The following is a 24,984-nucleotide window of genomic DNA, read 5'->3' on the forward strand; positions in this document are numbered from 1 at the left end:
TCGTTACGTGCCCATGCCTAACAGCGCGTTAACGTCACATTGCACCTCGCCCGATGCTTGGTGATAAGGGCGCAAACGCAAGCCAAAGGAGCCCATGAACATGATCGGTCGCCTGAACCACGTCGCCATCGCCGTCCCCGACCTTGACGCCGCCGCCGCGCAATACAGCAGCGCGCTGGGCGCCAATGTGGGTGCGCCGCAGGATGAACCCGATCACGGTGTGACCGTCATTTTCATCGAGTTGCCGAACACCAAGATCGAGTTGCTTTACCCGCTCGGGGACAACTCTCCAATCCAGGGCTTTCTGGACAAGAATCCCTCGGGCGGCATCCACCACGTCTGCTACGAGGTCGAAGACATCATCGCTGCCCGCGACCACCTGAAGGCCAGCGGCCTGCGTGTGCTGGGGGATGGAGAGCCCAAGATCGGTGCCCATGGCAAGCCGGTTTTGTTCCTGCATCCCAAGGACATGAACGGCACCCTGACCGAGCTTGAGCAGGTCTGATGGGCATCACCTCGGCCCTTGTTCTGTATGCCGTGATCTGGTGGCTGTGTTTCCTGATCGCCCTGCCCATCAAGGTGCAGACCCAAGGTGATCTGGGCGAGATCGAGCCGGGCACCCATGCAGGCGCGCCCGAACATCACCACACACGCCGCAAGGCGTGGATCGTGACGTGGGTGTCGCTGGTTTTGTGGATCATCATCGCCGGCATCATCTTTTCCGGGTGGATCAGTCTGGACGATATGAACTTCTTTGACCGGGCGCTGGAGCCGCTGTAACCGCATGAAAGATATGGGTAAACGTGGCGGCCCCGATGATCGGGATCAGCAGGTTCACCAGCGGAATTGACAGCGGGATCGCCATGAGCGTGCCCGCCAGCCAGATGGTGCCATTGTGAGCGCTGCGCAACTCCTTGGCCCGTGCGCGCCCCACGCGGCGCATGGCGGCGAGGGTGAAGTATTCCCGCCCCAGCAGGAACCCGTTCAGCCCCCAGAAGATGAACGGGGCCGCGGGGGCAAAGATCACGTAGAGGATCAGCGCCAGAATGTTGGCCCCGATCAGCACGCCGAGGAAGTTGATCGTGTCCACAAGCGCGTCACCGAAGGGGACGTTTTGCGCCGGTGGCAGATGGCTATAATGTTTGTCTTCAACGGCTTGCGCGACCTCGTCCAGAAACATCGAGGTGATCGCTGACGCTACGGGCATCATCAGGAAGATGGACAGGACCAGGAACAGGAAGAACGAACTCCAGGTGATGATGTCGCCCAACCATGTGATTGTGCCGATCCATGGCAGTGACACCCCGTCAGCCGTGAGCCAGCCGATGAACCAGACAAAGCCGGTGGTGGCGGCGACCAGCAGCGCGATGGTCAGGGCGATGCCCAAGAGCAGGACCCGGCGGAAGCGCGGGTCGCTGATCTGGCCGAGGGCCGAGAAGAAGGCGGTGAGGATCATCTGTCGACCCATGTTGTGATGGCGGGCACGTCGGGGCGGGGGCGTTCTGGCGGAGTGGAGGTTTCGGTGCCGATGTGGATGAAACCGGCGATGCGTTCGTTGTCAGCGAGGTCGAGTGCGTCGGTCATAAACCCCCGGTCGTGGCTGGGCCAGCCGCTGAGCCAATTGGCGCCCCAGCCTGCGGCGAGGGCCGCGTTCAGGAGCGACAGGCAGACGGCGCCCGCCGAGTAAGTCATTTCAAGTGTTGGAATTTTTTCGACTTTCCGGTCGATTTCGATGACCGCAACGGCAAGGTGCCCTTGGTCGAATTGGCTGCGACCTTTGGCGATTTGATCGGGGTCGAGGCCGAGGGATTGCCCGCGTTTTTCGGCCGCCTCGGCCAGGCGCGGCATGGCGGTTTTGCCCAGTACGATAAAGCGCCAGGGTTCCAGCTTTCCGTGGTCTGGCGTGCGGGCGGCGGCGGTCAGGAGCTGTTCGAGTGTCGCGCGGTCGGGGACGGGTTCGGTGAGCGTCTTGGCCGGGCGGGAGCGGCGGGTGAGGAGGAAATCGAGGGCGGCTTGGTTTTTCGCGGGCATATGTTACGCCTTTTTACATGTTGGGTTGCATGTCGTGGCGAAGGGCTGCGACGTCAAGGGGTTAGAGGTTAAGTTGTTGCGCCATATGGTCAATTTCGCCACGCAGGAAGGCGTCGAACCTTGGTCCCGGTTGGCGGTTGGTCAGGGCGCGGGCCATGGGGTCGGGGGCGGTGATCTTGCTGCCAGAGAGCGCTTGGAGCGTGGCGTGGCCGCAGAAGGGGACGTAGATTTCGGAGTACCCGCCCTCGTGGCTGAGGACGAGTTTGCCGTCACACAGGCGTTCCGCTAGTGTTTTGATTTTCAATGTCATTTCGCGGAAAGTTTCTGCGGTGGCGAGCATCCGGGCAAGGGGGTCGACGGCGGCGGCGTCAAAGCCGCAGGCCACGATGATCAGGTCGGGATTGAAGGCTTCGATGGCTGGGGTGACGACGCGGTCGATGGCGTGAAGATAGGCGGTGTGACCGGTGCCCGCGGGGAGCGGCAGGTTGAGGTTCGCGCCCTCTCCGGCGCCTGTGCCGCGGTCGGCTAAGTGACCGGTATCTAAAGGGTAATTTCCCTCTTGGTGGAGGGAGATGGTGAGGATGTCTGGGCGGTTATAGAAGAGGGACTCCGTGCCATTGCCGTGGTGGACGTCCCAGTCGAGAACGGCGACGCGCAGGTCGGGCCGGATGGCTTTGGCCGCCTCGATCGCGATGGCGATGTTGGCCATGAGACAGAAGCCCATGGGGGTGTCCGCCTCGCAGTGATGGCCCGGCGGGCGGGCGAGGGCGTAGGCGTTTTCGTGGTCGCCTTTCAGCACCGCTTTGACGGCAGCTGTGGTGAGGCCAGCGGCGAGGGCTGCGATCTCGTATCCACCTTTGGCGAAGGGGGCGTGGTGGCCGATTTCGCCGCCTTGATCATCAGACAGGGCCTTGAATTTGCTGAGGTATTCCTGCGGATGCACACGCAGGAGTTGGTCGTGCGTTGCTGCCTCGGCAGAGGTGACATGGAGGTCGTTCGTGAGGCCGGTGACGTCCATCAGGTTCTTCATCCGGCGCTTGGTTTCGGGGCTTTCGGGCAGGCCCCCGGCGGCCAGAGGTTGCACCAGACCGCCCAAGGGAACGGTGAAGGCATAGTTGCCGCCGCCATGCCACATGGTGCGCTCGTCCCAGAATAATGCGGTGCTCATGTCCCCTCCGGTTTTGGGGTTGAACGTGGCGGAAAACGTGCGGCCGCGCAACGTTCGGTGGAGTGTTCGATCATTTCGACGCGAATCACGGTTAACGCCAAGCAAAACAGGGGTTTTGACGATGCACGGCGCGTGCACACCCTGTGCACAGCCCGTACACCGCATATGCACTGGAACCGGGATTAACGGGGCGTACGGTGCGAAACATGACCAGAGGGTTAACGCCCCTCGGCCAAGAGCGCCGCGACATCGAGCGGGTCGTTGACCATGACCAGTTGGCCCTGCGCATCGCGCGGCCAATCGGCCTCTGGCCGGTCGCGGTAGAGTTCGATGCCGTTGTCATCGGGATCGCGGATATAGACCGCTTCGGACACGCCGTGATCGGCGGCACCATCGAGCGGGGTGCCGTGATCCAGCACGCGGGCGAGGGCGGCACCAAGCGACGCGCGATCCGGGAACAGGAAGGCGACATGGTAAAGACCGGCCGCGCGCTTGGGCGCCGGGCCTGCCCCGCGCGTGTGCCAGGTGTTGAGACCGATGTGGTGGTGATATCCGCCCGCCGACAAAAAAGCCGCCTGATCCCCGTAGCGCTGGGTGAGCGCAAAGCCGAGCACGTCGCTGTAGAAGGCGATGGACCGGTTGAGGTCGGTTACCTTGAGGTGGATGTGGCCGACGCGCGTTTCTGCGGGGACTTGGGCGGTCATGCGGTGTCTCCTTTACCTTGAAAGCTAGAGAGCGTGTGCGCCAGTGACCACAAGCAGTTTCGCACAGCATCGGTGCGGGGTGGTTGACACGCCGATGGCGTGCCCGCAGGCCGCGCGCCGCCAATCGGGGCCGCGACGTGTTTTGCGGAGACCAGCGATGTGGCGCGGATTGTGATGAGAGCGTGGGTTGCGCGAATGGGCGTGCAAATGCGCGTGTTTTGCCGTTTGGGGGCGGACATCCGTGCACCGAGCCAAGGGGTGTGCCAAGTCTGCCAATGACTGCTTGGAGCCCATACCCACCCACTGAAGACGCTGTGATTTACTTAGGAATGAACTCTAGCCAACCCGCAGAACCTGCAGCACCGAGGAACCCCAAGAATAGACCTAGCGCGATAAACCAATGAATGATGGTTTTGTGGCGCTTGCCTTCTTTTGGGAACCAACGAAACTTGCGAAGCCAACCAAGAATAAGGTCCATTAACATTAGGGTGAAAAGCATGTGCCTGAAAAACAGGTAGAAAAATAGCAATGCGAGAATTATTGCCGCGACAGTATTGGCAGGCACAATCTCCCAAGTATTCCCATTCGATGAGGTCGTGATTGTGCTTTCCATTTGCTCTACGTTCTATGGGGCCGCCCGCTAGTGGGTGCCCCAAGCCGTCAACTATTTGGCGAGAATTTCCCAACCATCCCGTTAAACGAGCGCTTTGTGGAATACAATCAATGGTAAGAAAGTCTCGCAAGGCCGCCGTAGAAGATGTAAAATCGAGGACCGCGAGGCGGAACGAAGCCGCCGCACAATTTCTGCGCTTTATGATCGCTGTGAAAAACGGCACGGGCTGGAACCGGTCATGTGCTGCGTTTGTGGAGGCATCCGGACCTCTGGACCGAAGCCGAGATTGAGATCCATGCACGCTCAGCCGCGGCTGCTCAGTTGCCGGTCGGCCAGCACTGCGGCGGATGTACGGTTGTCGACGCCCATTTTCTGGAACACCTGTTCGAGATGTTTGTTCACTGTCCGTGCGCTCAGGCTCAGGATTGCGCTGATGTCCCGGTTGGTTTTGCCCAGTGTCAGCCAGTAGAGCACTTCGGCTTCGCGTGCCGTCAGGTTAAAGGCAGTTTGCAGCCTGTCTTCCCTGCGTGCGTCGTTCTGCATGGCCAGCTTGACCAGAATTTCACGTGTGGCCGACAGGCCCATGAAATGAGCGGCAATGCTTTCGCTTACATGTGGGTTGATATCAGAAACCGGGCGGACAACGCAGCCAAGCAGCCAAGTCTGGAACGCGGGTTCGTCCAGTGCAAATTCGGTCTCTTTCAATAGATCCAGAGCGCTTTTGGAGCCCCATGCGAACTGGGCATTCTCATCGAACGCCAGCACGGGGCGTTCAAACGCATCAATCGCCTCTCGGGCGCTTTGCAACATGCGGGAGTTGACGACATGGGTGCTAAGGCGCGCGATCATCTCTTCGATCACTACCGGTTTCGTGATGTAGTCGACGCCGCCAGCTTGCAAGCCTTTGACGACATGTTCCTGATCGCAGAGGCCGGTCATGAAGATGATCGGCGCAAGGGTCGGATTGGGCCCGGTTTTGAGTACACGGCACGTTTCAAACCCGTCAATGTCCGGCATGATGGCATCCATCAGGATGACGTCAGGTTGCACCCTGTGGGTCAACTTGATGGCTGAATATCCGTCGCGCGCGACAAGGACGGTCATGCCTTGCGCTTCAAGGGCGCTTGACACCATGCCCAGCGAGTCCGGGTTGTCATCGACAACAAGCGCGATGCTTTTGTCACCTGTCTCAAGCGTTTTCATGATCGTCCTCAAGCAGGCGGGCGAGGCCCTCCATATCAAATTGTTCCAAGCACGCATCAAGCGCGCGCATCAGTGATACTGGTCCAACGCCCGCGGTTCGAAGGTCATCGAGCGCGGTGCGCAGCGCGCGCGCGTGACCGATCTGTGCTGCATCCAGCAGGGTCTTGCGTTCCTTGTCGGTCATGGTGCGCAGAACGGGGGCAGACCGCTCTTGCCCCATGATCAGCTTGACCTTGAGCAATTCGGCGATCTGCAGCAGCAACTCATCAAGGTTGTAGGGTTTGGCGAAAAACGCGTCATGCAGACCAATCTCTGCCCGGTGCAGCCCTTCCTCATTGGCATGGCCCGAGATCATCACGATGGGCGTGTTTTGATGGTGGCCGGTCCGCAATGCGCGCGCAAAGCTCCAGCCGTCGTGACCGGGCATGTCAATATCGAGCAGGATGATGTCGGGACGCGCATCCGCAAGCATCGTCTTGGCCACGTCCACAGAGGACGCGCAGAGGACAACAAACCCGAACCTTGTCAGGAAGCTTTCAGCAAGCGCCAGGTGGTTGAAGTCGTCATCCACCACCAGGATCGTCTTGCGCGGTCCTTCGTAGCCGTCAACGGGCAGGGCGTCGCTTTCCGGGTTCATGGTTCTGTGGTCAAACACGTTCTGCGTGACCGAAGGCAACATAAGCCGGACACGGAAGCGACTGCCTTCGCCGACGGCGCTTTCGACGTCGATCTCGCCGCCAAGGATCTCGACCAGCAATTTGGTGATCGTCAGCCCCAGCCCCGATCCATGGATGTCACGCTGCTCCCCCCGCTCGAACGGGCGCCATATGCGGTCGAGATGTTCGGGGGCGATGCCAATGCCGCTGTCGGTAACCTCGATGATGGCCACCTCATTGCGATAGGTGAGTTTGAACACCACTGACCCTTCTTCGGTGTAGCGAATGGCGTTGGACAGCAGGTTGATAATGATCTGGCGCAGGCGTTTTTCATCAGACCGTACGAAGGCTGGAAGCAATCCTTCGGTCCGCAGCTCGAACGCGATATTCTTGATGCGCGCCTCTTCCTCAAAGATCGAGGTCACCTGGGTCAGCAACACCCGCAGGTTGATCTGGTCACGCATGATTTCAAGGCGCCCTGCCTCGATCCGCGCGATGTCGAGAAGCCCGTCAATGAGACCCGCGAGATGCTCGCTGGAGCGGCGGATGCTGGTCAGGGAAGGTCGCCAGTTTTCAAGGCGCGCATCCTTTTCAAGTAGCTGTGCAAATCCGTAGATCGCGTTGAGTGGTGTGCGCAACTCATGGCTTAGCCCCGACATATAGCGTGTCTTGGCCAGGTTTGCGGCCTCTGCCTTTTCCTTGGCCTTTTGCAAGGCGCGGTCAGTGCGCTCGTGGGCGCGGATTTCCTTGAGCAGACGTTCGGTTTGGCGCTCCGCCTCGGCGGTTGCGCTGCGCCTGCTTTCGCCGCTGAGCAGGAACATCCAGACCGAAATGCCAATGACAATGCTGACGGTGCCGAAGATCACGGTAAGCACGCCGTCGAAATTGGGGGCCGAGGCGAAGCTGCTGACAAGGTTGAGCACCCCGCCGAATGCCAGTGAAATGACAATTGTGGCGATGACGAAATGGGCATGCCGGGTCATCAACGCACGGGCGATCTGGTCGGGCAGGTATGTAAAGAGCCAATGCCTTATGACGTGGTCGACACGGCCGTGGGGCTTGCAGACATCGTGGCAGGCGGTCTCCAGCGTGCAGCAGAGCGAGCAGATGGGACCGGCATGGAACGGGCAGTTGGTCATATCCTCGGGATCGAACCGGAATTCGCACACCGAACAGGAATGCAAAGCCTCTGGAAACTCTTGGCTTGGGCGGGCGATGTAGTATTTGCCTTTGGTCGCCCATGCGAGGATGGGGGCCAGCGCAAAGGCCGACCCGAGCGCGACGAACGATGAAAACGCCTGGAACAAAGGCCCGAACAGACCGCCATAGGACAGGAACGCCAGAAGGCAGGCAATCAACATCGACCCGATGCCGACCGGGTTGATGTCGTAGAGATGCGCGCGACGGAACTCGATGCCTTTTGGGCTGAGGCCGAGGGGTTTGTTGACAATCAGATCAGAGACAAGCGCGCCGATCCAGGCCACGGCCACGTGGGAGTATACGCCCAATACATGCTCCAGCCCGGTGAACACGCCCAGTTCCATCAGCAGCAATGCGATACAGACGTTAAACACAAGCCAGACAACGCGCCCGGGATGGGTATGCGTCAGGCGGGAGAAGAAATTCGACCACGCGATGGAGCCTGCATAGGCATTGGTGACGTTGATCTTGAGCTGCGACAGGATCACGAACAGACCTGTCAGTGCCAGGACGAGGAACGGCGAATTGATGAGCTGGTCAAAGGCCACGTAGTACATGCGCGTCGGGTCAGAGGCATCCTCGCCTGACACGCCTTCGCGGATGGCCAATGTGACGAGATAGGACCCAGCCAGCATTTTCAGCACACCCAGAATCGACCAGCCGGGCCCGGCGGCCAGAAGTGCCAGCCACCATTTGCGCCTGTCCTGCTTTGTCTTGGGTTCTGGCAAGAACCTTAGGAAATCAACCTGCTCGCCGATTTGTGCCACCAAGGAAAACACCACGCCGGAGGCGGCGCCAAACATCAAGAGACGGGAGGTGTCAGAGGCTTCCTCTGGTCCGGCGAAGGACGTCCAGTTGTCGATGTCGTAGCCCACAAAGGCGAGAAAGACGAAGGGCAACATATGCAGAAGGACCCAAAGCGGCTGGGTCCATGTCTGAAACGTTGATATCTTGGAAAAGCCATGGATGACCAATGGGATCACCACAAGTGAGCTTGCGACATAGCCCAGAAACAGCGGCACCCCGAGTGTGAATTCCAACGCCAATGCCAGGATCGCGGCCTCCAGCGCGAAGAAAATAAAGGTGAATGAGGCATAGATGAGCGAGGTGACGGTCGAGCCGATGTAACCAAAGCCTGCCCCGCGCGTCATAAGGTCGATGTCGAGCCCGTAGCGTGCCGCGTAGTAGGAAATGGGCAGCCCCGTCAAAAACAGGATCACCCCCACGACCATGATCGCCACGATTGCGATGTCAAAGCCGTACGTGAGGGTGATGGCCCCGCCGATGGCTTCCAGTGCCAGAAATGAAATCGAGCCGATCGCCGTGTTCGCCACGCGACCATAGCTCCACCGTCGCGCACGCCGCGCTGTGAAGCGCAGGGCAAAATCCTCCATCGTTTCGTTGGCGACCCAACGGTTGTAGGTGCGCTTTTCGCGCGTTGCCCCAAGCGCCCTAGCCATTCTGGTGTCCTTGTAAGCGGGCGCATTTTGCAATCACGGATCATACCGCTTCTCGCGCCCCCAGTGTCTCCAAGCAGAGTGACAACTACCCTACTGCGCAAAACGCGCAGGCATATACGTCAATTAACGTATACTGCGCCGCAGCAATCACTCTGATGCTCATTTGCGGAGGGCGAACAAGAATCGTCCATTCTTTTACCGCTTTGCGAAGGAGGCGATATGCCAGACGAGACACCCAAGACGAATGCCGCAGGTCTATCCCGGCGCCAGATCCTTGCCGGGGGCACGGCACTCGGCGCTGCCTTGTTCCTGCCGAAAGATCTGAGAGCCGCCGATTTTCCGACCGCCGAGATCAACACCACCGGCCTGGCCGTCACGGACGACACCGTGACCATCGGCATCCTGCACTCGGTCACTGGAACGATGGCGATTTCCGAGACAGGCTCCGTTCAGGCCGAAAAGCTGGCGATTGAGCAGATCAACGCGCAGGGCGGCATCCTGGGTCGCAAGATCGAGTACATCCAGGAAGACGGCGCTTCTGATTGGCCGACCTTTGCCGAGAAGGCGCGCAAGCTGCTTGTTAACGACAAGGTGGCGTCGGTCATGGGCTGCTGGACGTCGGCCAGCCGCAAAGCGGTTCTGCCGGTGTTCGAGCAGCATAACGGGTTTCTCTACTATCCGACCTTCTATGAGGGCCTCGAGCAGAGCCCCAACGTCATCTACACCGGCCAGGAGGCCACGCAACAGATCATTGCGGGCCTTGATTGGGTCAACCAGACCAAGGATGCCAAGACATTCTATCTGCTTGGGTCGGACTACATCTGGCCGCGCACGTCGAACAAGATCGCGCGCAAGCACATCGAAAACTTCATGGAAGGCTGCAAGGTCGTGGGTGAGGAATACTACCCGCTTGGCCACACGCAGTTCAACTCGGTCATCAACAAGATCCGCCTGCGCAAGCCGGATGTGATCTATGCCATCGTCGTGGGTGGCTCGAATGTGGCGTTCTACAAGCAATTGAAGGCGGCGGGCATTGATCCGACGGAGGAAAGCCCGATCGTGCTGACCATTTCGGTGACCGAGGATGAGATCCGCGGCATCGGCGGCGAGAACATCGAAGGCGCCTATGCCTGCATGAAGTACTTCCAGTCGCTTGAAAACGAGAACAACGTCAAGTTCGTGGAAGAATTCAAGAAGATGTGGGGCGATGACATCGTGATCGGCGATGTGACCCAGGCCGCCTATCTTGGTCCATGGCTTTGGAAAGCGGCAGTCGAGAAGGCCGGCAGCTTTGACGTGGACAAGGTGCGCGCGGCCTCACCGGGTATCGAGCTCACCACTGCACCCGAAGGCTACGTCAAGGTGCATGAAAACCACCACCTCTGGTCCAAGACCCGCGTCGGCAAGGCGCAGGCGGACGGACAATACGAGGTCGTATTCGAGACCGCAGAGCTTGTTGAGCCGGACCCGTTCCCGGAAGGCTACCAATAAGCATCTGCTGATGGGCGACCTGGTTCCTACGCCGGGTCGCCCTAGCCGCCCCTCTCCCTGTCTTATTCGTCTCGTTGGAGCTGCAACATGTTTGCCGACTATTCCTGGCCCGAACTTGGCGCGATCTTTGCCATGCAAGGCTTTGCTGGCCTGATCCTTTTCTCTGTGTTCGTGTTGATGGCGCTTGGTCTGGCGATCATCTTTGGTCAGATGGGCGTCATCAACATGGCGCACGGGGAGTTCATGATCCTTGGCGCCTATGTCACCTACCTGATGTCGAACCTGTTTGCCGACCATGTGCCGGCGCTGTTCGGCATGTACTTCTTTGTCGCTATGTTTCTGGCGTTCATCGCGTCCGGCGCGCTGGGGTTACTGGTCGAATGGGCCATGATCCGGCACCTCTACAAACGGCCACTTGATACGCTTTTGGCGACCTGGGGGCTGAGCCTTATTCTGCAGCAGGTCTATCGCAGTGTTTTTGGTGCGCGCGAGGTGGGCGTGTCCATTCCGGATTGGATGATGGGGTCCATGCCCGTGACGGACCTTATTGAAATACCCATCAATGGCATATTCGTGATGGTTTTGGCGGTCAGCATCTCGGTTGGCGTTTACATCATGATGTTCCGTTCGAACTGGGGCAAGCAGGTGCGCGCGATCAACCAGAACCGGGTGATGGCGGGCGCCGTTGGCATCAACACCGAATGGACCGACCGTTTGACGTTCGGCATCGGCTGCGGGGTCGCGGGTGTTGCGGGCTCGGCCTTTACAATGATCGGCTCGACCGGCCCCACGGCAGGGCAGCTGTACATTGTCGACACGTTCCTGGTGGTGGTCTTCGGTGGCGCCGCGTCGCTGCTGGGCACAATTGCCTCGGCATTCTCAATCTCTCAGGCGCAATCCATCATGGAGTTCTTCCTCTCCGGCTCGATGGCCAAGGTTCTGACGCTTCTGGTGGTCGTCGGCATCCTGATGATCCGCCCACAGGGTCTCTTTGCCATGAAACTGCGTAAGTAAGGGGCCGCTCTGATGACACGTACTTCCTTCATGACCCGCAAAGAGCTGATCGGTTTCCTGATCCTCGCGGCGGTGATCTTCGTGCTTTTGCCAGCGGTACTGGACAGTTTCCGCCTCAACCTCTTTGGCAAATACCTCACCTACGCCTTTGTCGCGGTTGGCCTTGCGCTGTGCTGGGGCGCGGGCGGCATCCTGAGCCTGGGGCAGGGCGTCTTTTTCGGCTTGGGCGGCTACTGCATGGCGATGTTTCTCAAGCTCGAAGCGTCGACGCCCGAGAATACGTCGATCCAGTCCACCCCCGGCATTCCCGACTTCATGGACTGGAACCAGCTGACGGAACTGCCTGTCTGGTGGCAGCCCTTCTATAGCCTGCCTCTGGCCCTGCTGGCGGTGGTTGCTGTGCCGGTGGCCTTCGCCTTCATCATCGGCTTTGCCATGTTCACCCGGCGTGTGGGTGGGGTGTACTTCGCGATCATCACCCAGGCCTTTGCCGCGATCCTTACAATCCTGATCATCGGGCAACAGGGCTATACCGGCGGCGTCAACGGCATCACGGACCTGCGCACGCTTCTGGGGTGGGATATCCGCACGGATGAAGCGAAGACGACGCTTTATTTCGTCAACGGCGTGCTGCTGTTCGCCGTTCTCTTGATCGCGCAATATGTACGAAAATCCAAACTTGGGCGGCTATTGATTGCTATGCGCGATCAAGAAGATCGCGTGCGCTTTTCGGGCTACAACGTCGCCAATTTCAAGATCTTCATCTTCTGTCTCGGGGCTGCCTTTGCCGGTATCGGCGGGGCGATGTTCACGCTGCAGGTGGGTTTCATGTCGCCCACACTGGTCGGCATCGTTCCTTCGATCGAGATGGTTATCTTTTGCGCCGTTGGCGGCAGGCTTTCGATCCTTGGAGCGGTTTATGGCGCGCTGTTGGTGAACTGGGCCAAAACTTCATTTTCGGAAGCGTTTCCAGAGCTTTGGCTGCTGGGTCTGGGCGGGTTGTTCATCGCGGTCGTGATGTTTTTTCCCAACGGGTTGGCCGGGCTGTGGTCCGAAAAGATCGAACCGCAGCTTGAGGGGCTTTTCCGCAAATCCAAACCGGTTGAACCCGCTGAAAGCGCTGCCCCGTCGTCCCGCGCCGCGGCAGAATAAGGAGATTTGTCGATGTCAGACCGTTTCATTCTGAGCGTTGAGGAACTCACGGTGTCCTTCGATGGGTTCAAGGCCGTTGATGCACTCAGTTTCTATGTTGAACCAAACGAATGCCGGGTGATCATCGGGCCCAACGGGGCGGGCAAGACCACGGTGCTGGACCTCATTTGCGGGCGCACCAAGGCCACCGGCGGCACGGTCAAATTCAAGGACAAAGAGCTGCTGTCAATGCGCGAGGACCAGATCGTGAATGCGGGCGTTGGGCGCAAGTTTCAGACACCCAGCGTGTATGAAGACCTTACCGTCTCGGAAAATCTGGAACTTAGTTATCCCAAGGGCCACAGCGTTTTTGGTGCACTGATGTTCCGGCGCGACGATCTGATCCAGACCCGTATCATCGAAATCGCCAAGACGATCTTTCTCGACAACCAGCTTGATGAAAAGGCGGCGTTCCTGAGCCATGGGCAAAAGCAATGGTTGGAGATCGGGATGCTGCTGATCCAGGACCCGGAGCTGTTGATGCTGGACGAGCCGGTGGCGGGCATGTCGGTGGCCGAACGCAAGAAAACCGCAGAACTGCTGAACCGCATCATTCAGGATCGTTCGGTCATCGTGATCGAGCACGACATGGGGTTCGTCGCCGACATCGCGACCCGGGTTACGGTGCTGCACCAGGGCAAAACGCTCAGCGAAGGGTCAATGGAGCGTGTGCAGAACGATCCCAAAGTTGTCGAAGTCTATCTGGGTCATTGAGGAGAGCCGCCATGCTGAATGTCAAATCCCTGCGTGCCTCCTATGGCGAGAGCGAGGTGCTTCATAGCCTCGACCTTGATGTGAAACCGGGCGAAATTGTTGCCATCATGGGCCGCAACGGCATGGGCAAAACCACGCTGATGAAAACGCTGATGGGCATCATGCCCGAACGTGGCGGAGAGGTTCAAGTTGGTGACACGGCTCTCACCGGGCTCAAGTCACACCAACGCGTCGCCAGGGGCATCGCATATGTGCCGCAAGGCCGCATGATTTTTTCGGCCATGACGGTGAAGGAAAACGTGGAAACCGGGCTTACTGTCACGGGACAGAAAACCGTACCGGACGACATTTACGAACTGTTCCCGGTTCTGCTCGAGATGAAGAACCGGCGCGGCGGCAACCTGTCTGGTGGACAGCAGCAACAGCTCGCCATAGCACGGGCTCTGGCTTCAAACCCCAAAGTCCTTCTGCTTGATGAGCCGACCGAAGGCATCCAGCCCTCAATCATCCGCGAAATGGCCCGCACGCTGCGTAAAATCCGCGACCAAAAGGGCCTGAGCATCGTCGTTTCAGAACAGGTGCTAAGCTTTGCGCTCGATGTCGCCGACCGCGTCATGGTGATCGAGAATGGCCGCTTTGTTCATGACAGTCCGCGCGACAGCCTCGACGAGGCCAAGGTCACAAAATTCCTGTCCGTGTAGTCAAACCCAACTTGGAGGATACCAATGCCTGACACTTATCAAACACCTATGGCGTCTTATTCAGCGGACACGCTGATCCGGGTCGATCTGGATGAGAGCCCGCACACCAACGAGAAAATTCACAACCGTTGGCACCCGGATATCCCGATTGTCGAATGGGTTGATGCCGGTGACGATTTCATTGTCGAGGCCTATGACTGGACCGGCAGCCAAATTGCCAACAACGATGACGCCGCGGATGTGCGCGACGTGGAATTGCCGCAGGTGCACTACCTGTCCGGACCAATCGGCGTGCGCGGTGCGCAACCCGGCGATCTGCTGGTCGTCGAGCTGTTGGATGTTGGCCCACTGGACCGCAGCCAGTGGGGTTTCAACGGCGTCTTTTCCAAAAACAACGGCGGAGGTTTCCTGCAGGAGCAATTCCCGACCGCGCAGAAATCCATCTGGGATTTCAAGGGTATGTTCACCTCGTCGCGCCACGTTCCAGGCGTACGCTACGCGGGCCTCATTCATCCGGGTCTGATCGGCACATTGCCGGATCGCAAGATGCTGGACGCGTGGAACACCCGCGAAAAAGCGTTGTTCGACACGAACCCCACCCGCGTGCCAGCGTTGGCAGAACTGCCCAACACCCAAGCGGCCCATATGGGGAAAATGACCGGCGAGGCCCGTGATGCCGCCGCCGCCGAAGCGGCGCGCACATTGCCGCCCCGCGAGAACGGGGGGAATTGCGATATCAAGGACCTCAGCCGCGGCTCGGTCTGTTACTTCCCTTGCTATGTGGAGGGCGGCGGTCTTTCGATGGGCGACACCCACTTCAGTCAGGGCGACGGTGAGATTACCTTCTGCGGCGGTATCGAGATGGCCAGCTGGCTGCACGTCAAAGTCAGCATTATCAAGGACGGGATTGCGAAATACGGCGTCAAAAACCCGATGTTCAAACCATCGCCGATCACGCCGAAATATGACGATTATCTGATCTTCGAAGGCATCTCGGTCGATGAGGATGACAACCAACATTATGTCGATATGACCGAGGCGTACCGCCAGGCCTGCCTGAACGCGATTAACTACATGACCAAGTTCGGTTACTCGCGTGAACAGGGCCTCGCCATCCTTGGAACCGCGCCCGTGCAGGGACATGTGTCTGGCATCGTCGACTATCCAAATGCCTGCGCAACCCTCTGGCTGCCCACGGATATTTTCGAGGGCGACTTGATGCCGGGGCCGGACGGGCCAACGAAGTATCTCGACGGCTCAATCGACATCCCCACCGCGCCGGACCTCTAGAACACATGCCCTGCGGTCTCACGCAGGCCGCAGGGCTCTTTGCACACGGAGTTGAAATGCCCCTTTATGACTACATCTGTGCCGAACATGGCGTGTTTCAGGAAATGGCGCCTGTCAGCCGCTTTGACGCGCCGTGCGCCTGTCCCGTCTGCGGTGCAAGTTCCGTGCGCGCCCTGACCGTACCGCAGCTTTCAACGCTCGCTCCGCTTGCCCGTAAAGCGCACGGCGTCAACGAGCGTTCATCGGACAGCCCAAGGCGAGCCAAGGCGAATGGACTGACACCCTCGGGTCCCAGGATCCGCAGCAAATCTCACCGTGCGGCCGATGGGACGAAAAGCACGCAGTCGTCGCGTCCTTGGATGCTGTCTCATTGATGCGAAGGTCAATACCGGCCGCTCTGGCAGTGTGCGCGGAATGACGTGTTGTCCTGACAGGCCCATCGTTCTGCGTGAGGCGCCGACGCAACCCCGGTTCGTTCTCGGCCACTGCACGCCAGGCCAGCCGCGAAAGATCAACACCAATGGGCATGTGAGCATCGCTATGGTCATAAAGCCGCCAGAAAGCGGCCTGTATCACTGGTGCATCCGAGACGGGAAGCTCCAGGAAAAGACGGCGTCAGGCATTTCCATCGCGCTTGGCCTTTTGATGCTCATCTTCGACCAGACCGATTTTCCAATAGCCTGAAATGTACATGTCCTCCTTTGGCAATTTGCGTTCGTTCATCAGAAATGCGCGCAGCGATTTGATGACGCCAGATTCACCGGCAATACAGGTTTTGACCCGGCCCTTGGGCCAGTCCATCGACCGAATGAGGTCTTCCTGAGCACGCGACGGCGTATGCGGATCAGGGTGGATCAGCCAATGCACATCGAAGCCGGCAGGTATGGCGATCTTTTGTTTGTCCTCGGGTGCGGTCACTTCGAAGATTGCCACACCTTTGGCGTCGCGTGGCATCGCCTCAAGTGTTGCCGCCGCGACCGGGATGGCTGAAGGGTCCGCCGCCACAAGATACCAATCCGCGTCAAACTGAGTGACTTTGGGCGTGCTCGGCCCGGCAAAGCCGAGAAAGTCACCGGGTTTTGCGCGGCTCGCCCATCGTGACGCTGGACCCTCGTCGCCATGGGCCACGAAGTCGATCGTCAACTCTTGGCGGCCAGCATCGAATGTCCGAACAGTATAGGTGCGGCGGACCGGGGCTGGACCGTCACGAAGGCGTGCGGCGAAATCTGTTTTCGACTCATCCTGATCGGGGATCATCAGTTTGCAGTTCCCGCCCTCGCGCCCCGTTGGGAATCCGTCGAGTTCCGGCCCGGCAAATACAACCCGGATCATGTTCGGCGTCAGGCACCACGCTTGTGCAACCGTCAGCACGCGGGGGGCCGGGCGTCGGGCGACGTTACGTATGGTTTGAGCCATCCTTGATATCAGTGCCATGTGACTGTCTTTCGGTGACCAGGATACCTGGAGCGATGTCAGAATTTACCGGAATTGCCCCAATCTGCACGCGGGCTGATGTCTTCGGCATTCATCCAATGTTCAACGATCTTACCGCCTGCAACGCGGTAGAGGTCGAAGACGGCGATGTCTTTGCCCTGCGCACGGCGCTTTCCGTAGGTCACGACGAAATCACCTTGGCCGATCAACTGGAACAGCATTTCGTAACACCCGGCGTCGTTTGATGCGAGCCATGCGGCAAGCCCATCGCGCCCCGCGCCGATGGTGGGGGCATGTTGCACGACATCTGGCGCAACAAAATCGGCGATCTTGTTGTGGCGGCCCTCTTGGCAAACTTGTTTCGTGAATTCCAACACAAGCGCTTTGTTCGCCACAGTGTCTGCGCCTGCATCAACATCGCGTACGCCGCCCACCATGTCTTTGCCGGACCTCGTGTCTTTGACGTAAGGTGCGATGGTGTCCCAATGTTCAAGGATCAACCCATCCGCATCCGTATAGAACATGTCCATCGTGACCCACTCCGCGGCCCCATCGTTGAGCGATTGATAGGCGCTGCAAAAGACCCATGGGCCGTCTTCAAAGATCCGAAGGATCTCAATGTCTCGCTTTGGATTGCGCGCGACGAAGGGCTCAAAGAACGCCAGAAACCCATCGGCCCCATCGGCAACGCCCGTTGAATGCTGGGTATAACGATGGCCGGTGTACTTATGCACAGCCTCGCGCGCATTTCCGCCTGCAATCCCTTCCAGGTAAATCGCGCGCACATTGTCGAGTGCTTGTCCCATCGCCGGCTCCTGTTGTGTAAAGGCGGGCAGCGTCGCTGCTCCGCGGCGTGCTGCGTTACTTGTCCCAATAGGCGGCGGTCAGGCCCAAGAGGAATGCGCCGCCATATCCGGGGTACGCGGCCTTCATCGCGCCGACGACATCATCCGGTGTGGCCGCCGCTTCCCATGCCGCATCAAGTGTTTTGAGGTATCCGATGGCCGTGTCCAGTTCACCGCGCGTTGTAGGCAGTCCGTGGCCAACCAGAAGGGTGTCAAAGGCGGGGTCATCCCGCAACGCTTCAAGTGTGGCGATCCAATTCTTGCGGTCCACCCCGGGGGCAAAGTAGATGCCGTTATAGACGAGATCTTGCACGACGGCGACGCGCTGTTCGGGCAAGACGGCGACGATGGCTTTGGGGGCTTCGGCGTTCTCGTAGGCGCGGAATTCAATCGGAACCCCGCCAATGTCAGTCATGCCAAGTGCGAGATCGCCGCCATTGAGCAGCGCGGTGGGCTCAGGCTGCTCTCCGCTGGTCGCCTCAACGCGCAGACCTTCGCGGATGTCCGGCAAGGTCACAAATTCCACGCCCTCAAACGTGCTGACCCCGCCCCAGTGGTCAGGATGTTCGTGGCTGACATACGCCGTGTGAATTGGCTTTCCCGTCGATGCCACAAGCTGTGCCACTTCGGCGGCGGTCGGTGGCAGGAATGTGGCATCGACCAGCAAGATCTGATCCCCAAGTTCGATCACATGCGACGTCACGCTGACGGCCTGCGGGGGTGACACGTAGGTATGGAAGGTCACGCCTGAACTCACAAACGCATGCACGGTCCCGGCAGGCAGCGCGCCCTGTGCACGCGCGGGTGTTGGTGCAAAGCTGCCCCGTATCAGGCCCGCAGCCCCTGCTGTTATGGTAGCCCCTTGCAAAAGTGCGCGGCGGTTCAAAGCATACGTCATCGGTCTCTCCTGTGCCGGCGCTTTGGTCATTCAGCGTGATAGGCTTTGGAGATGGCAAAGCTGTCCTCGTGCCAGTGCCACAGCACAACCTGTCCGTCGCGCACCTTGGCCCGCAGTGCAAAGCTAAACTCGCCGGTTTCTGCGCCCGAATGGGTGGTGATCCCGTTCATCCGCCCAAAGACGGCAACGGTGTCACCGGACGCAAAGGCATCTGTATTTTCCCAGAGCGTTGTGCGCAAATTGGCTGAGAACACGCCGAGAAAGTCAAAGATCTTCTCTTTCCCGACGGTTTCGCCGATCCATGGCAAGCTGGTATCACCTTCATTGTGCCACACCATGTCGTCAGCCATCAGTGCGCTCATTTGCTCCATGTCACCGGATCCCATAGCGCCCATGAAGGCCATGACGGTGTCGAAAGACGCTTGGCTTGTTGCGTCCATGTCTTGCGCGCTTGCGCGGGTTGCGAGGCTCGCGGCAAGCGCACCCGCAAGGGTGGTTTTGATGACGGTTCTGCGATCCATTTCGGCCTCCGGGTTTGGTGGTGGTCCGCCCATCGCGACGGATTGAAGCCAAGGTATTGACGGTCGGTCAGTCACATAAGTAGACCCATGCAGACAGGACTGTTCCGCTGGGGCGAACAATGATTGATAAGCTACGTGCTATCGCGATTTTCTCGACGGTTGTGAACCAAGGCTCTTTTCGGGGGGCCGCACAACATCTGGGCCTTGCACCCTCGCGGGTGAGCGAAACGGTATCCAATCTGGAAAAAGACCTTGATGTCACCCTGCTGTACAGGTCAACACGGCAGCTCTCGCTCACACATGAAGGCCGCCTGCTGCATGAGCGGGCACAGGCAATGGTGGCGGCCGCCGAAAGCGGGCTGGACGCGATCAACCCAAGCTCGAAACACCCGCAAGGCACCCTACGGATCACAACGCCGGCCTTTGTGACGCAAACTGCACTCATGGACGACTTTGCGGCCTTTGGTGAACGCTATCCGAAGATCGACTTGCACTTCGATTTTTCTGATACACCACGCGATCTCATCAAGGATGGCTATGACGTGTCGATCCGAGCCGGTTGGCTGGAAGACAGCGAATTCATGGTCCGCAGCATCGGAGTTGCCGACCGGCTTTTGGTGGCAAGCGCGGATTATGTGAAACAGCGGGGAACACCTTCTGGGCCTTCTGATCTAGAAGCCTGGAACTGGATCCGGTTTTCTGTACGCCCGGATCAAACACTGTTGGCACATCCGAGCGGACAGGAGGCCGTCATCACAGGCAAGTCGCATCTCACGGTCAACTCTGCCGATGCCCTTTACGAGTTTGCCGCGCGCGGTCTTGGTGTGACGTCAATACCAGAACACCTCGCGTGCCGCGGCTTTGACCGTGGCGAGTTGGTACATGTCTTGCCAGACTGGTCGTTACGGCCGCTTGGTCTCTATGCGGTTTGGCCGGATCACTCCCGAAGGGAAAACTTGACCACTTTGTTTGTCAGGTTTCTCGCAGGTGATGGGTAAGACTCATGCGCTTGCCATGGAAACTGAGCATTGACTGTGTCTATGCGGCTGCTTGGAACGTCCTGTTTTGCGTCAGTTTCGCTTCCGAAATGTCCGGTTTCGGCTTGTCACCTTGTCTCGCCGCTTATCGACTTGATCAGGGTTTGTTGCCACCGCCGCACGACCCGGGCCGCATCGGGGGCCAGCACGTAATCCCTGAATTCCGGTCGGTGGGCGGCGATGACGATCAAAAAAATCTGGCCGACCTTTTTCCGTCTCCGGAATTTGCTCGTTGGCCACGCTCTGGCAAATCGCGTGTTTGATCTGTTTGTCTGTCGCCTTCCTCAGCACTTTGGCGACAGTGATGTGTTCCCGTTGGAGCCCGCTCGTTTAAGTTGGCTCTGTTCAGGTTTTGGTCCTCTTTTGACCGTTGGTGGCATTCCGGCGGGGTGAGCCCGTCGAGGCTCGAATGCGGTGCGATTGCGGTATAGGCGGTCCGCGCCTGAAAGCATCGCCCCAGTGGACCAGGGACCGACGATGCGCTGCAATCAAACTGGACCACGCAATCGGCGCGCGCACTTTGTGCGAAAAGCCAATTCGATCAGTGAACCCTATCTGCGGCCAGATAGTCGTAAATCTGAACACCGTTGACAGCGACGCCGAGCGCCGCATCCCGGGTCAGGGGCGTGCCGTTCCATTCACGCGCCACAAGGATCGGCGCCCAATGGTACGCGGGCACCGGGACCTGTTCGTTGGTGGTGACGATCCCTGTCATCATCTGGTGATCGCGAAAGGTATCGAACGTGCGTGTGGCATGGGCGTCGGTGCAGGTGACCGTCACGCTGTTGGCAAGGCTCCCTCTTCGCCTGAGGCGGCGACAGCTGCGCGGTGGTTTTCATGGGCGAAGGCGGGTGCGGCGAGCAGCCAGCGGAGCGATGAAAGGGTCGTGGATCCGAGATGCCGGGTGACGTTGATCTGTCCTGAGCTGGTCACTCGACGGTGATACGGCACAGGACCGTGTTGCTTTGTTCCGGGTCCGGACCCCAGATCAGCTTGGCCTCTTGCGCCCAGGTGATCTGGTCGTAGCCGTCCTTTGGATCGACCTGCCGCGCAGAATAGACATTGGCTGCGGGCCAGTCCGATGTGTCAAAGCCCGCCATGTCCCAGCCTGCGTCGCTGACTGCGACCTGTGCCCCGTTGGCCGTTTTGATCTGCACGATCACGCCGCCATCGCCCATCTGCTGGCGCCGTGTGCCGATGTATTCCAGCCCGGTGTCGTTCTGTTTGAAGTCCTTGGCCACGAGACCGATCACGAATGGGCGTTCGGCCTGAAATGTGAAGCTTTCGGCATTGAACGACCGCTCGGTTGTGATTGGAACGCTGTCTTCGGCGACCTGGATGCCGTCGATACGCATTTCGAATCAATTGTCAGCCCAGACGTCCGCCGCAAAGGTTTCGGCAGATGCTGCCCCGGCGGTGAAAGTAAACAGGGCGAGGCAAGGCAGGCATGGTGGCATGGGGCGCTCCTTGCAACGGGTGTTCAGGTTCAACGCGCTGGGGGATGGTTTCCGTCGCCGCGCTGTTTTGGTCGAAAGGGTGCTTGGTCCGTGACAGCCAGGGTCATCTGAGCGGAATAGCCGTTGCCAGCGGCATTGGCAGTGCGCCGGTATCTCTGCCGCCGCGCGATTTCACAGCTTATGCCCTGTTCGTGAAGCGTTTTCGGCGCTCACGGATCCTGGCATCCGCCTTGGGTGTTCCGTCGTGGAACGAGCCGAACCACTTGTCCCACGGCAATTCGAGCGAGCCGTAGTTACATTCAAAGTAGCGGTGGTGCATCTGGTGGTGGAAGGTGCCGAGCTTCAGGCGGTTCTTGTCCTTGATTACCATGCCTTCGAAGCCGGTATGCGTGGTCGCGGCTGTCAGCGCGTAATACTGCAGATGGAAGAGGATGTGGATCGGGTGGGCCGCGATGATGAAGTGGATCAGAACCGACCCAAGAAAGATCAGGTGTTCCACAGGGTGCATCGCCATGCCGGACCAAGGTCCGACATTGATGTTGCGGTGGTGCAGGGCGTGCACGTGCTTGTACAGGAACGGAATGTGCAAGAACCGGTGGATCCAGTAGAAGTAAAAGCTTTCCCAGATGGGGATCAGCAGGAAAAGCGCAACAAACCAGAGAGGGTGGGCCGCCCACATCAGCATGGGTGCGTGGCCATTGGCCAGGGCCCAGAACATAAGCACCTCATAGGCGGTCCAGACGGTGACACCGCTGGCGATCGTCCAGAACATGTTATCCCGTATCTGACCACCCAGCGTGAATTGTCGCCCGTTCTTCATCAGTGGGCGCGGATCGTATTTAAGCGTCTGCCCCTGTTTGGTGAATGTGTAGAAGTAGAGGTGCAGACCGCCTGCCACGAGCGTCATGAGTGCCACATTCCGGATGAACATCTCGGCGATCCAACCAAAGGCGAACGTTTGCGTTTCCGCAAGCGGCGGTTGGAACCAGAAAAACGAGATGCAGGCAATCGCGACGATGATGAGCCGTTCGGATATGAAAAACCACGAACTCCAGAACCAGTGCAGGATGCGCAACGGCTGCGGCGGCCACTGGAAAACCGGTGATACTTGGAGTGGTACGTCCGGAACGTGGTTCCAGCCCTTCAGTGGTGCATCTGACATCCGTTACTTCCTGCGTCTCGCGGCGACTGTCAGGGTGACACGGATGACATCCGTTGAAAAACAGTATTTATTGATGAACATATTCTGAGTTTCAGAGGATAGAATGGCGCTGTCCCTCAAAGCTATGTCCTATTTCACGACTGCGTTGCGCCATGGCAACATCGCCAGGGCGGCGGCAGAGTTGAATATCGCGGCGTCCGCCGTCGCAACAGCCATTGACCAGGTTGAGGCGGAGTTTGATCTGACGCTTGTGACACGACAACGCGCGCGGGGCATCCAAGCCAATGCCAGCGGGATCAAAGTGGCGCGCAAATGCGAACGATTGTTGGAAGACTATCACGCGCTTTTGGCGGAAGGCGCGGACCTGAAGCAGTCGCTGAACGGGACGCTGCGGATCGGCTATTACGCGCCCATCGCACCTGCGTTCCTGCCGTCGATCTTTGATGCCTGCCTGCCGCCCGGTGCCGATGTCATTCTTGAGCTGGAGGAATGCGACAATGATGCGGCGCAGGACGGTTTGATCGCTGGGACCTATGACGCGATCCTGTTTGTGACCGAGGATGTTCGTCCGGCGGTGCGTTACGATACCTTGATCACGGCGCGGCCCTATTGCCTGCTGCCTGAGGCGCATCCGCTGGCGCGTCAGTCCGCAGTGTCCATGGCTCAGATTGCGAGCGAGTCGCTTGTGGTCCTGAACCGGCCTGTCACCGGACCCTATTATGAGCGCCTGTTTCAGCCGCATGGCAGGCAGGCGCCCATTGTCGCCTATGCGACCTCGACCGAGATGGTGCGCAGCCTTGTTGCAGAGGGGCGGGGCTGCGCAATCCTGAACATGCGACCCATGACACATGAATGCTATACTGGCGCGCGGGTCGTAGAACGCCCGATTTCAGAGACGTTGCCGCCACTGACGCTGGCCGTCGGCTATGACAAGGCCGCTCCGCGCCGGATCGTTCAGGCATTTGTAGAGGCTTGTCAGGACCATTTTTCCAAAACGGGTGCCGGGCAGTGTATTCTGGAGTAACTGTAGTGACATGACGGTATTGGTGCGTGATCGCGCGGGCTTTGCCGCGCTGCACGCGTCAGGGCTTGGCCCGCTTATTCAGGCCCCGACCATGCCCACGATTTCGTACGTGCGTTTGAGGATCGGTTGCGTGATCTCGCGTGCCTGTTCGGCGCCCTGGGCCAGCAGTTTGTCAATCTCGGCCACATCCGCCATGAGCCGTGTCATCTCGGACGCGATAGGGCTGAGTTTGGCCACTGCCAGTTCTGCAAGCGCGGGTTTGAACGTGCCGAATTGCGCGCCGCCGTGGTCGGCCAGCACCTGATCCACGCTGATGTCGGCAAGGGCGGCGTAGATGTTGACGAGGTTGCGCGCCTCGGGACGGTCGTCGAGGCCCTTGTATTCGGACGGCAGCGCGTCGGGATCGGTTTTGGCCTTGCGGATCTTTTGCGCGATCGTGTCGGCGTCGTCTGTCATGTTGATGCGGGACGCGTCGGACGCGTCGGATTTCGACATCTTCTTGGACCCGTCGCGCAGGGACATCACGCGCGTCGCCGCCCCTTCGATCACCGGTTCGGTGATGGGGAAGAAGTCGACGCCGTAGTCGTGGTTGAACTTGGTCGCGATGTCGCGCGTCAGTTCGAGGTGTTGTTTCTGGTCGTCACCCACAGGCACGTGCGTGGCGTGGTAGATCAGGATGTCGGCCGCCATCAGCGCCGGGTACGCAAAGAGGCCGAGCGAGGCATTTTGCGCGTTCTTGCCCGCCTTGTCCTTGAACTGCGTCATCCGCTGCATCCAGCCCATGCGGGCCACGGTGTTGAAGATCCAGGCCAGTTGCGCGTGTTCGGGCACCTGGCTTTGGTTGATCAGGATCGACTTGGCCGGGTCCACGCCCGCCGCGATATAGGCAGCCGCCAGTTCCCGTGTTTTGGCCGCCAGCTCGGTCGGGTCCTGCCAGACGGTGATCGCGTGCAGGTCGACCATACAATAGATCGTCTCGTACGTGCCTGTGTCCTGCATTTCGACATAGCGTTTGAGCGCGCCGAGGTAGTTGCCCAGTGTCAACCCGCCGGACGGCTGCATGCCCGAGAACACGCGGGGTGTGAATTGGCTGTCGGACATGGGGCGCACCTCTGGGCAAATCTGCCGGGTTGGCTTACCCATGGCGTAAACAAGCGTCAAGCAGGCAGG

General features: G+C 59.2%; 26 protein-coding genes. 12 read left to right on the forward strand and 14 right to left on the reverse strand.

The annotated features are described in order from the left end of the window. Nucleotides 1–100: 100 nt before the first annotated feature. On the forward strand, nucleotides 101–505 hold the full coding sequence (gene mce / locus BWR18_RS18695; protein ID WP_076630425.1) for a methylmalonyl-CoA epimerase: 405 nt from the start codon (nucleotides 101–103) through the stop codon (nucleotides 503–505). Further along, nucleotides 505–780: a DUF1467 family protein gene (locus BWR18_RS18700; RefSeq protein ID WP_076629908.1), complete on the forward strand. Its 276-nt coding sequence runs from the start codon at nucleotides 505–507 to the stop codon at nucleotides 778–780. The genes mce and BWR18_RS18700 overlap by 1 nt, the downstream gene beginning before the upstream one ends. On the opposite strand, the gene BWR18_RS18705 is transcribed toward BWR18_RS18700, so the two are convergent. From BWR18_RS18705 to BWR18_RS18735, 6 genes are all read right to left on the reverse strand, one after another. Continuing rightward, complete coding sequence (locus tag BWR18_RS18705) at nucleotides 731–1,456, reverse strand: EI24 domain-containing protein (RefSeq protein ID WP_157598837.1); 726 nt, start codon at nucleotides 1,454–1,456, stop codon at nucleotides 731–733. The genes BWR18_RS18700 and BWR18_RS18705 overlap by 50 nt on opposite strands. Continuing rightward, entirely contained in the window at nucleotides 1,453–2,031 is a 579-nt protein-coding gene (locus BWR18_RS18710; protein ID WP_076629910.1) for a nitroreductase family protein, read from the reverse strand. Before BWR18_RS18710 ends, BWR18_RS18705 begins: the two co-directional genes overlap by 4 nt. Before the next feature lie 61 nt (nucleotides 2,032–2,092). After that, complete coding sequence (locus tag BWR18_RS18715; protein ID WP_076629911.1) at nucleotides 2,093–3,199, reverse strand: class II histone deacetylase; 1,107 nt, start codon at nucleotides 3,197–3,199, stop codon at nucleotides 2,093–2,095. 218 nt (nucleotides 3,200–3,417) lie between these two features. Next, a complete protein-coding gene (locus BWR18_RS18720; RefSeq protein WP_076629912.1) occupies nucleotides 3,418–3,903 on the reverse strand; it encodes a VOC family protein in 486 nt (161 codons plus the stop codon). Between the two features lie 916 nt (nucleotides 3,904–4,819). Further along, complete coding sequence (locus BWR18_RS18730) at nucleotides 4,820–5,719, reverse strand: response regulator transcription factor (RefSeq protein WP_076629914.1); 900 nt, start codon at nucleotides 5,717–5,719, stop codon at nucleotides 4,820–4,822. Beyond that, entirely contained in the window at nucleotides 5,706–9,035 is a 3,330-nt protein-coding gene (locus BWR18_RS18735) for a hybrid sensor histidine kinase/response regulator (RefSeq protein ID WP_076629915.1), read from the reverse strand. Before BWR18_RS18735 ends, BWR18_RS18730 begins: the two co-directional genes overlap by 14 nt. A 219-nt stretch (nucleotides 9,036–9,254) precedes the next feature. Here BWR18_RS18735 and urtA point away from each other — a divergent pair, with 219 nt between their 5' ends. The 7 genes from urtA to BWR18_RS22420 all read left to right on the forward strand — a co-directional run bounded on the left by urtA (nucleotide 9,255) and on the right by BWR18_RS22420 (nucleotide 15,810). Then, nucleotides 9,255–10,526, forward strand: coding sequence for an urea ABC transporter substrate-binding protein (gene urtA / locus BWR18_RS18740; RefSeq protein ID WP_076629916.1), 1,272 nt, complete (start codon nucleotides 9,255–9,257; stop codon nucleotides 10,524–10,526). An 87-nt stretch (nucleotides 10,527–10,613) separates the two neighbouring features. Continuing rightward, nucleotides 10,614–11,540, forward strand: a complete 927-nt coding sequence (gene urtB, locus BWR18_RS18745) for an urea ABC transporter permease subunit UrtB (RefSeq protein WP_076629917.1) — start codon at nucleotides 10,614–10,616, stop codon at nucleotides 11,538–11,540. Between the two features lie 12 nt (nucleotides 11,541–11,552). Further along, nucleotides 11,553–12,692, forward strand: coding sequence for an urea ABC transporter permease subunit UrtC (urtC, locus tag BWR18_RS18750; RefSeq protein WP_076629918.1), 1,140 nt, complete (start codon nucleotides 11,553–11,555; stop codon nucleotides 12,690–12,692). 12 nt (nucleotides 12,693–12,704) lie between these two features. Beyond that, nucleotides 12,705–13,445: an urea ABC transporter ATP-binding protein UrtD gene (gene urtD / locus BWR18_RS18755; RefSeq protein ID WP_076629919.1), complete on the forward strand. Its 741-nt coding sequence runs from the start codon at nucleotides 12,705–12,707 to the stop codon at nucleotides 13,443–13,445. 11 nt (nucleotides 13,446–13,456) lie between these two features. After that, the gene (gene urtE / locus BWR18_RS18760) at nucleotides 13,457–14,146 is read left to right on the forward strand and encodes an urea ABC transporter ATP-binding subunit UrtE (RefSeq protein ID WP_076629920.1); all 690 of its coding nucleotides are present in this window, start codon (nucleotides 13,457–13,459) and stop codon (nucleotides 14,144–14,146) included. Between the two features lie 24 nt (nucleotides 14,147–14,170). Then, nucleotides 14,171–15,436, forward strand: coding sequence for a formamidase (gene fmdA / locus BWR18_RS18765; protein WP_254684899.1), 1,266 nt, complete (start codon nucleotides 14,171–14,173; stop codon nucleotides 15,434–15,436). 56 nt (nucleotides 15,437–15,492) lie between these two features. Continuing rightward, on the forward strand, nucleotides 15,493–15,810 hold the full coding sequence (locus tag BWR18_RS22420; RefSeq protein ID WP_076629922.1) for a zinc ribbon domain-containing protein: 318 nt from the start codon (nucleotides 15,493–15,495) through the stop codon (nucleotides 15,808–15,810). A gap of 241 nt (nucleotides 15,811–16,051) precedes the next feature. Here BWR18_RS22420 and BWR18_RS18775 read toward each other — a convergent pair whose 3' ends face one another. From BWR18_RS18775 to BWR18_RS18790, 4 genes are read right to left on the reverse strand one after another with little or no spacing between them, the layout of a single operon-like run. After that, nucleotides 16,052–16,870 (reverse strand): siderophore-interacting protein, encoded by an 819-nt coding sequence (locus BWR18_RS18775; RefSeq protein ID WP_368073627.1) that lies wholly within the window; start codon nucleotides 16,868–16,870, stop codon nucleotides 16,052–16,054. Nucleotides 16,871–16,908: 38 nt separating this feature from the next. After that, on the reverse strand, nucleotides 16,909–17,676 hold the full coding sequence (locus tag BWR18_RS18780; protein ID WP_076629924.1) for a nuclear transport factor 2 family protein: 768 nt from the start codon (nucleotides 17,674–17,676) through the stop codon (nucleotides 16,909–16,911). Nucleotides 17,677–17,731: 55 nt separating this feature from the next. Then, a complete protein-coding gene (locus tag BWR18_RS18785; RefSeq protein ID WP_172839407.1) occupies nucleotides 17,732–18,613 on the reverse strand; it encodes an MBL fold metallo-hydrolase in 882 nt (293 codons plus the stop codon). 26 nt (nucleotides 18,614–18,639) lie between these two features. Then, the gene (locus BWR18_RS18790) at nucleotides 18,640–19,134 is read right to left on the reverse strand and encodes a nuclear transport factor 2 family protein (protein ID WP_172839408.1); all 495 of its coding nucleotides are present in this window, start codon (nucleotides 19,132–19,134) and stop codon (nucleotides 18,640–18,642) included. Nucleotides 19,135–19,253: 119 nt separating this feature from the next. Between BWR18_RS18790 and BWR18_RS18795 the strand changes: the two genes are divergently transcribed. Together BWR18_RS18795 and BWR18_RS21935 are read left to right on the forward strand one after the other, a co-directional pair. Next, a complete protein-coding gene (locus BWR18_RS18795) occupies nucleotides 19,254–20,132 on the forward strand; it encodes a LysR family transcriptional regulator (protein WP_076629926.1) in 879 nt (292 codons plus the stop codon). 219 nt (nucleotides 20,133–20,351) lie between these two features. Beyond that, nucleotides 20,352–20,564 (forward strand): hypothetical protein, encoded by a 213-nt coding sequence (locus BWR18_RS21935; RefSeq protein WP_172839331.1) that lies wholly within the window; start codon nucleotides 20,352–20,354, stop codon nucleotides 20,562–20,564. A gap of 148 nt (nucleotides 20,565–20,712) precedes the next feature. Here BWR18_RS21935 and BWR18_RS18805 read toward each other — a convergent pair whose 3' ends face one another. The 3 genes from BWR18_RS18805 to BWR18_RS18815 form a co-directional block, all read right to left on the reverse strand. Continuing rightward, nucleotides 20,713–20,952, reverse strand: coding sequence for a hypothetical protein (locus tag BWR18_RS18805; protein WP_076629928.1), 240 nt, complete (start codon nucleotides 20,950–20,952; stop codon nucleotides 20,713–20,715). 148 nt (nucleotides 20,953–21,100) lie between these two features. Next, nucleotides 21,101–21,526, reverse strand: a complete 426-nt coding sequence (locus tag BWR18_RS18810) for a hypothetical protein (protein WP_216637310.1) — start codon at nucleotides 21,524–21,526, stop codon at nucleotides 21,101–21,103. Nucleotides 21,527–21,806: 280 nt separating this feature from the next. Continuing rightward, nucleotides 21,807–22,790 (reverse strand): sterol desaturase family protein, encoded by a 984-nt coding sequence (locus BWR18_RS18815; protein WP_076629929.1) that lies wholly within the window; start codon nucleotides 22,788–22,790, stop codon nucleotides 21,807–21,809. Between the two features lie 124 nt (nucleotides 22,791–22,914). Here BWR18_RS18815 and BWR18_RS18820 point away from each other — a divergent pair, with 124 nt between their 5' ends. Beyond that, nucleotides 22,915–23,814 carry a LysR family transcriptional regulator gene (locus tag BWR18_RS18820; protein WP_254684901.1) on the forward strand — a complete coding sequence of 300 codons (900 nt, stop codon included), beginning with the start codon at nucleotides 22,915–22,917 and terminating at the stop codon, nucleotides 23,812–23,814. Nucleotides 23,815–23,892: 78 nt separating this feature from the next. On the opposite strand, the gene trpS is transcribed toward BWR18_RS18820, so the two are convergent. Then, nucleotides 23,893–24,915: a tryptophan--tRNA ligase gene (gene trpS / locus BWR18_RS18825; protein WP_076629931.1), complete on the reverse strand. Its 1,023-nt coding sequence runs from the start codon at nucleotides 24,913–24,915 to the stop codon at nucleotides 23,893–23,895. Between the last annotated feature and the right edge of the window lie 69 nt (nucleotides 24,916–24,984).

Origin of the sequence: Tateyamaria omphalii, assembly GCF_001969365.1 — a bacterium.
Taxonomy (GTDB): Bacteria; Pseudomonadota; Alphaproteobacteria; order Rhodobacterales; family Rhodobacteraceae; genus Tateyamaria; species Tateyamaria omphalii_A.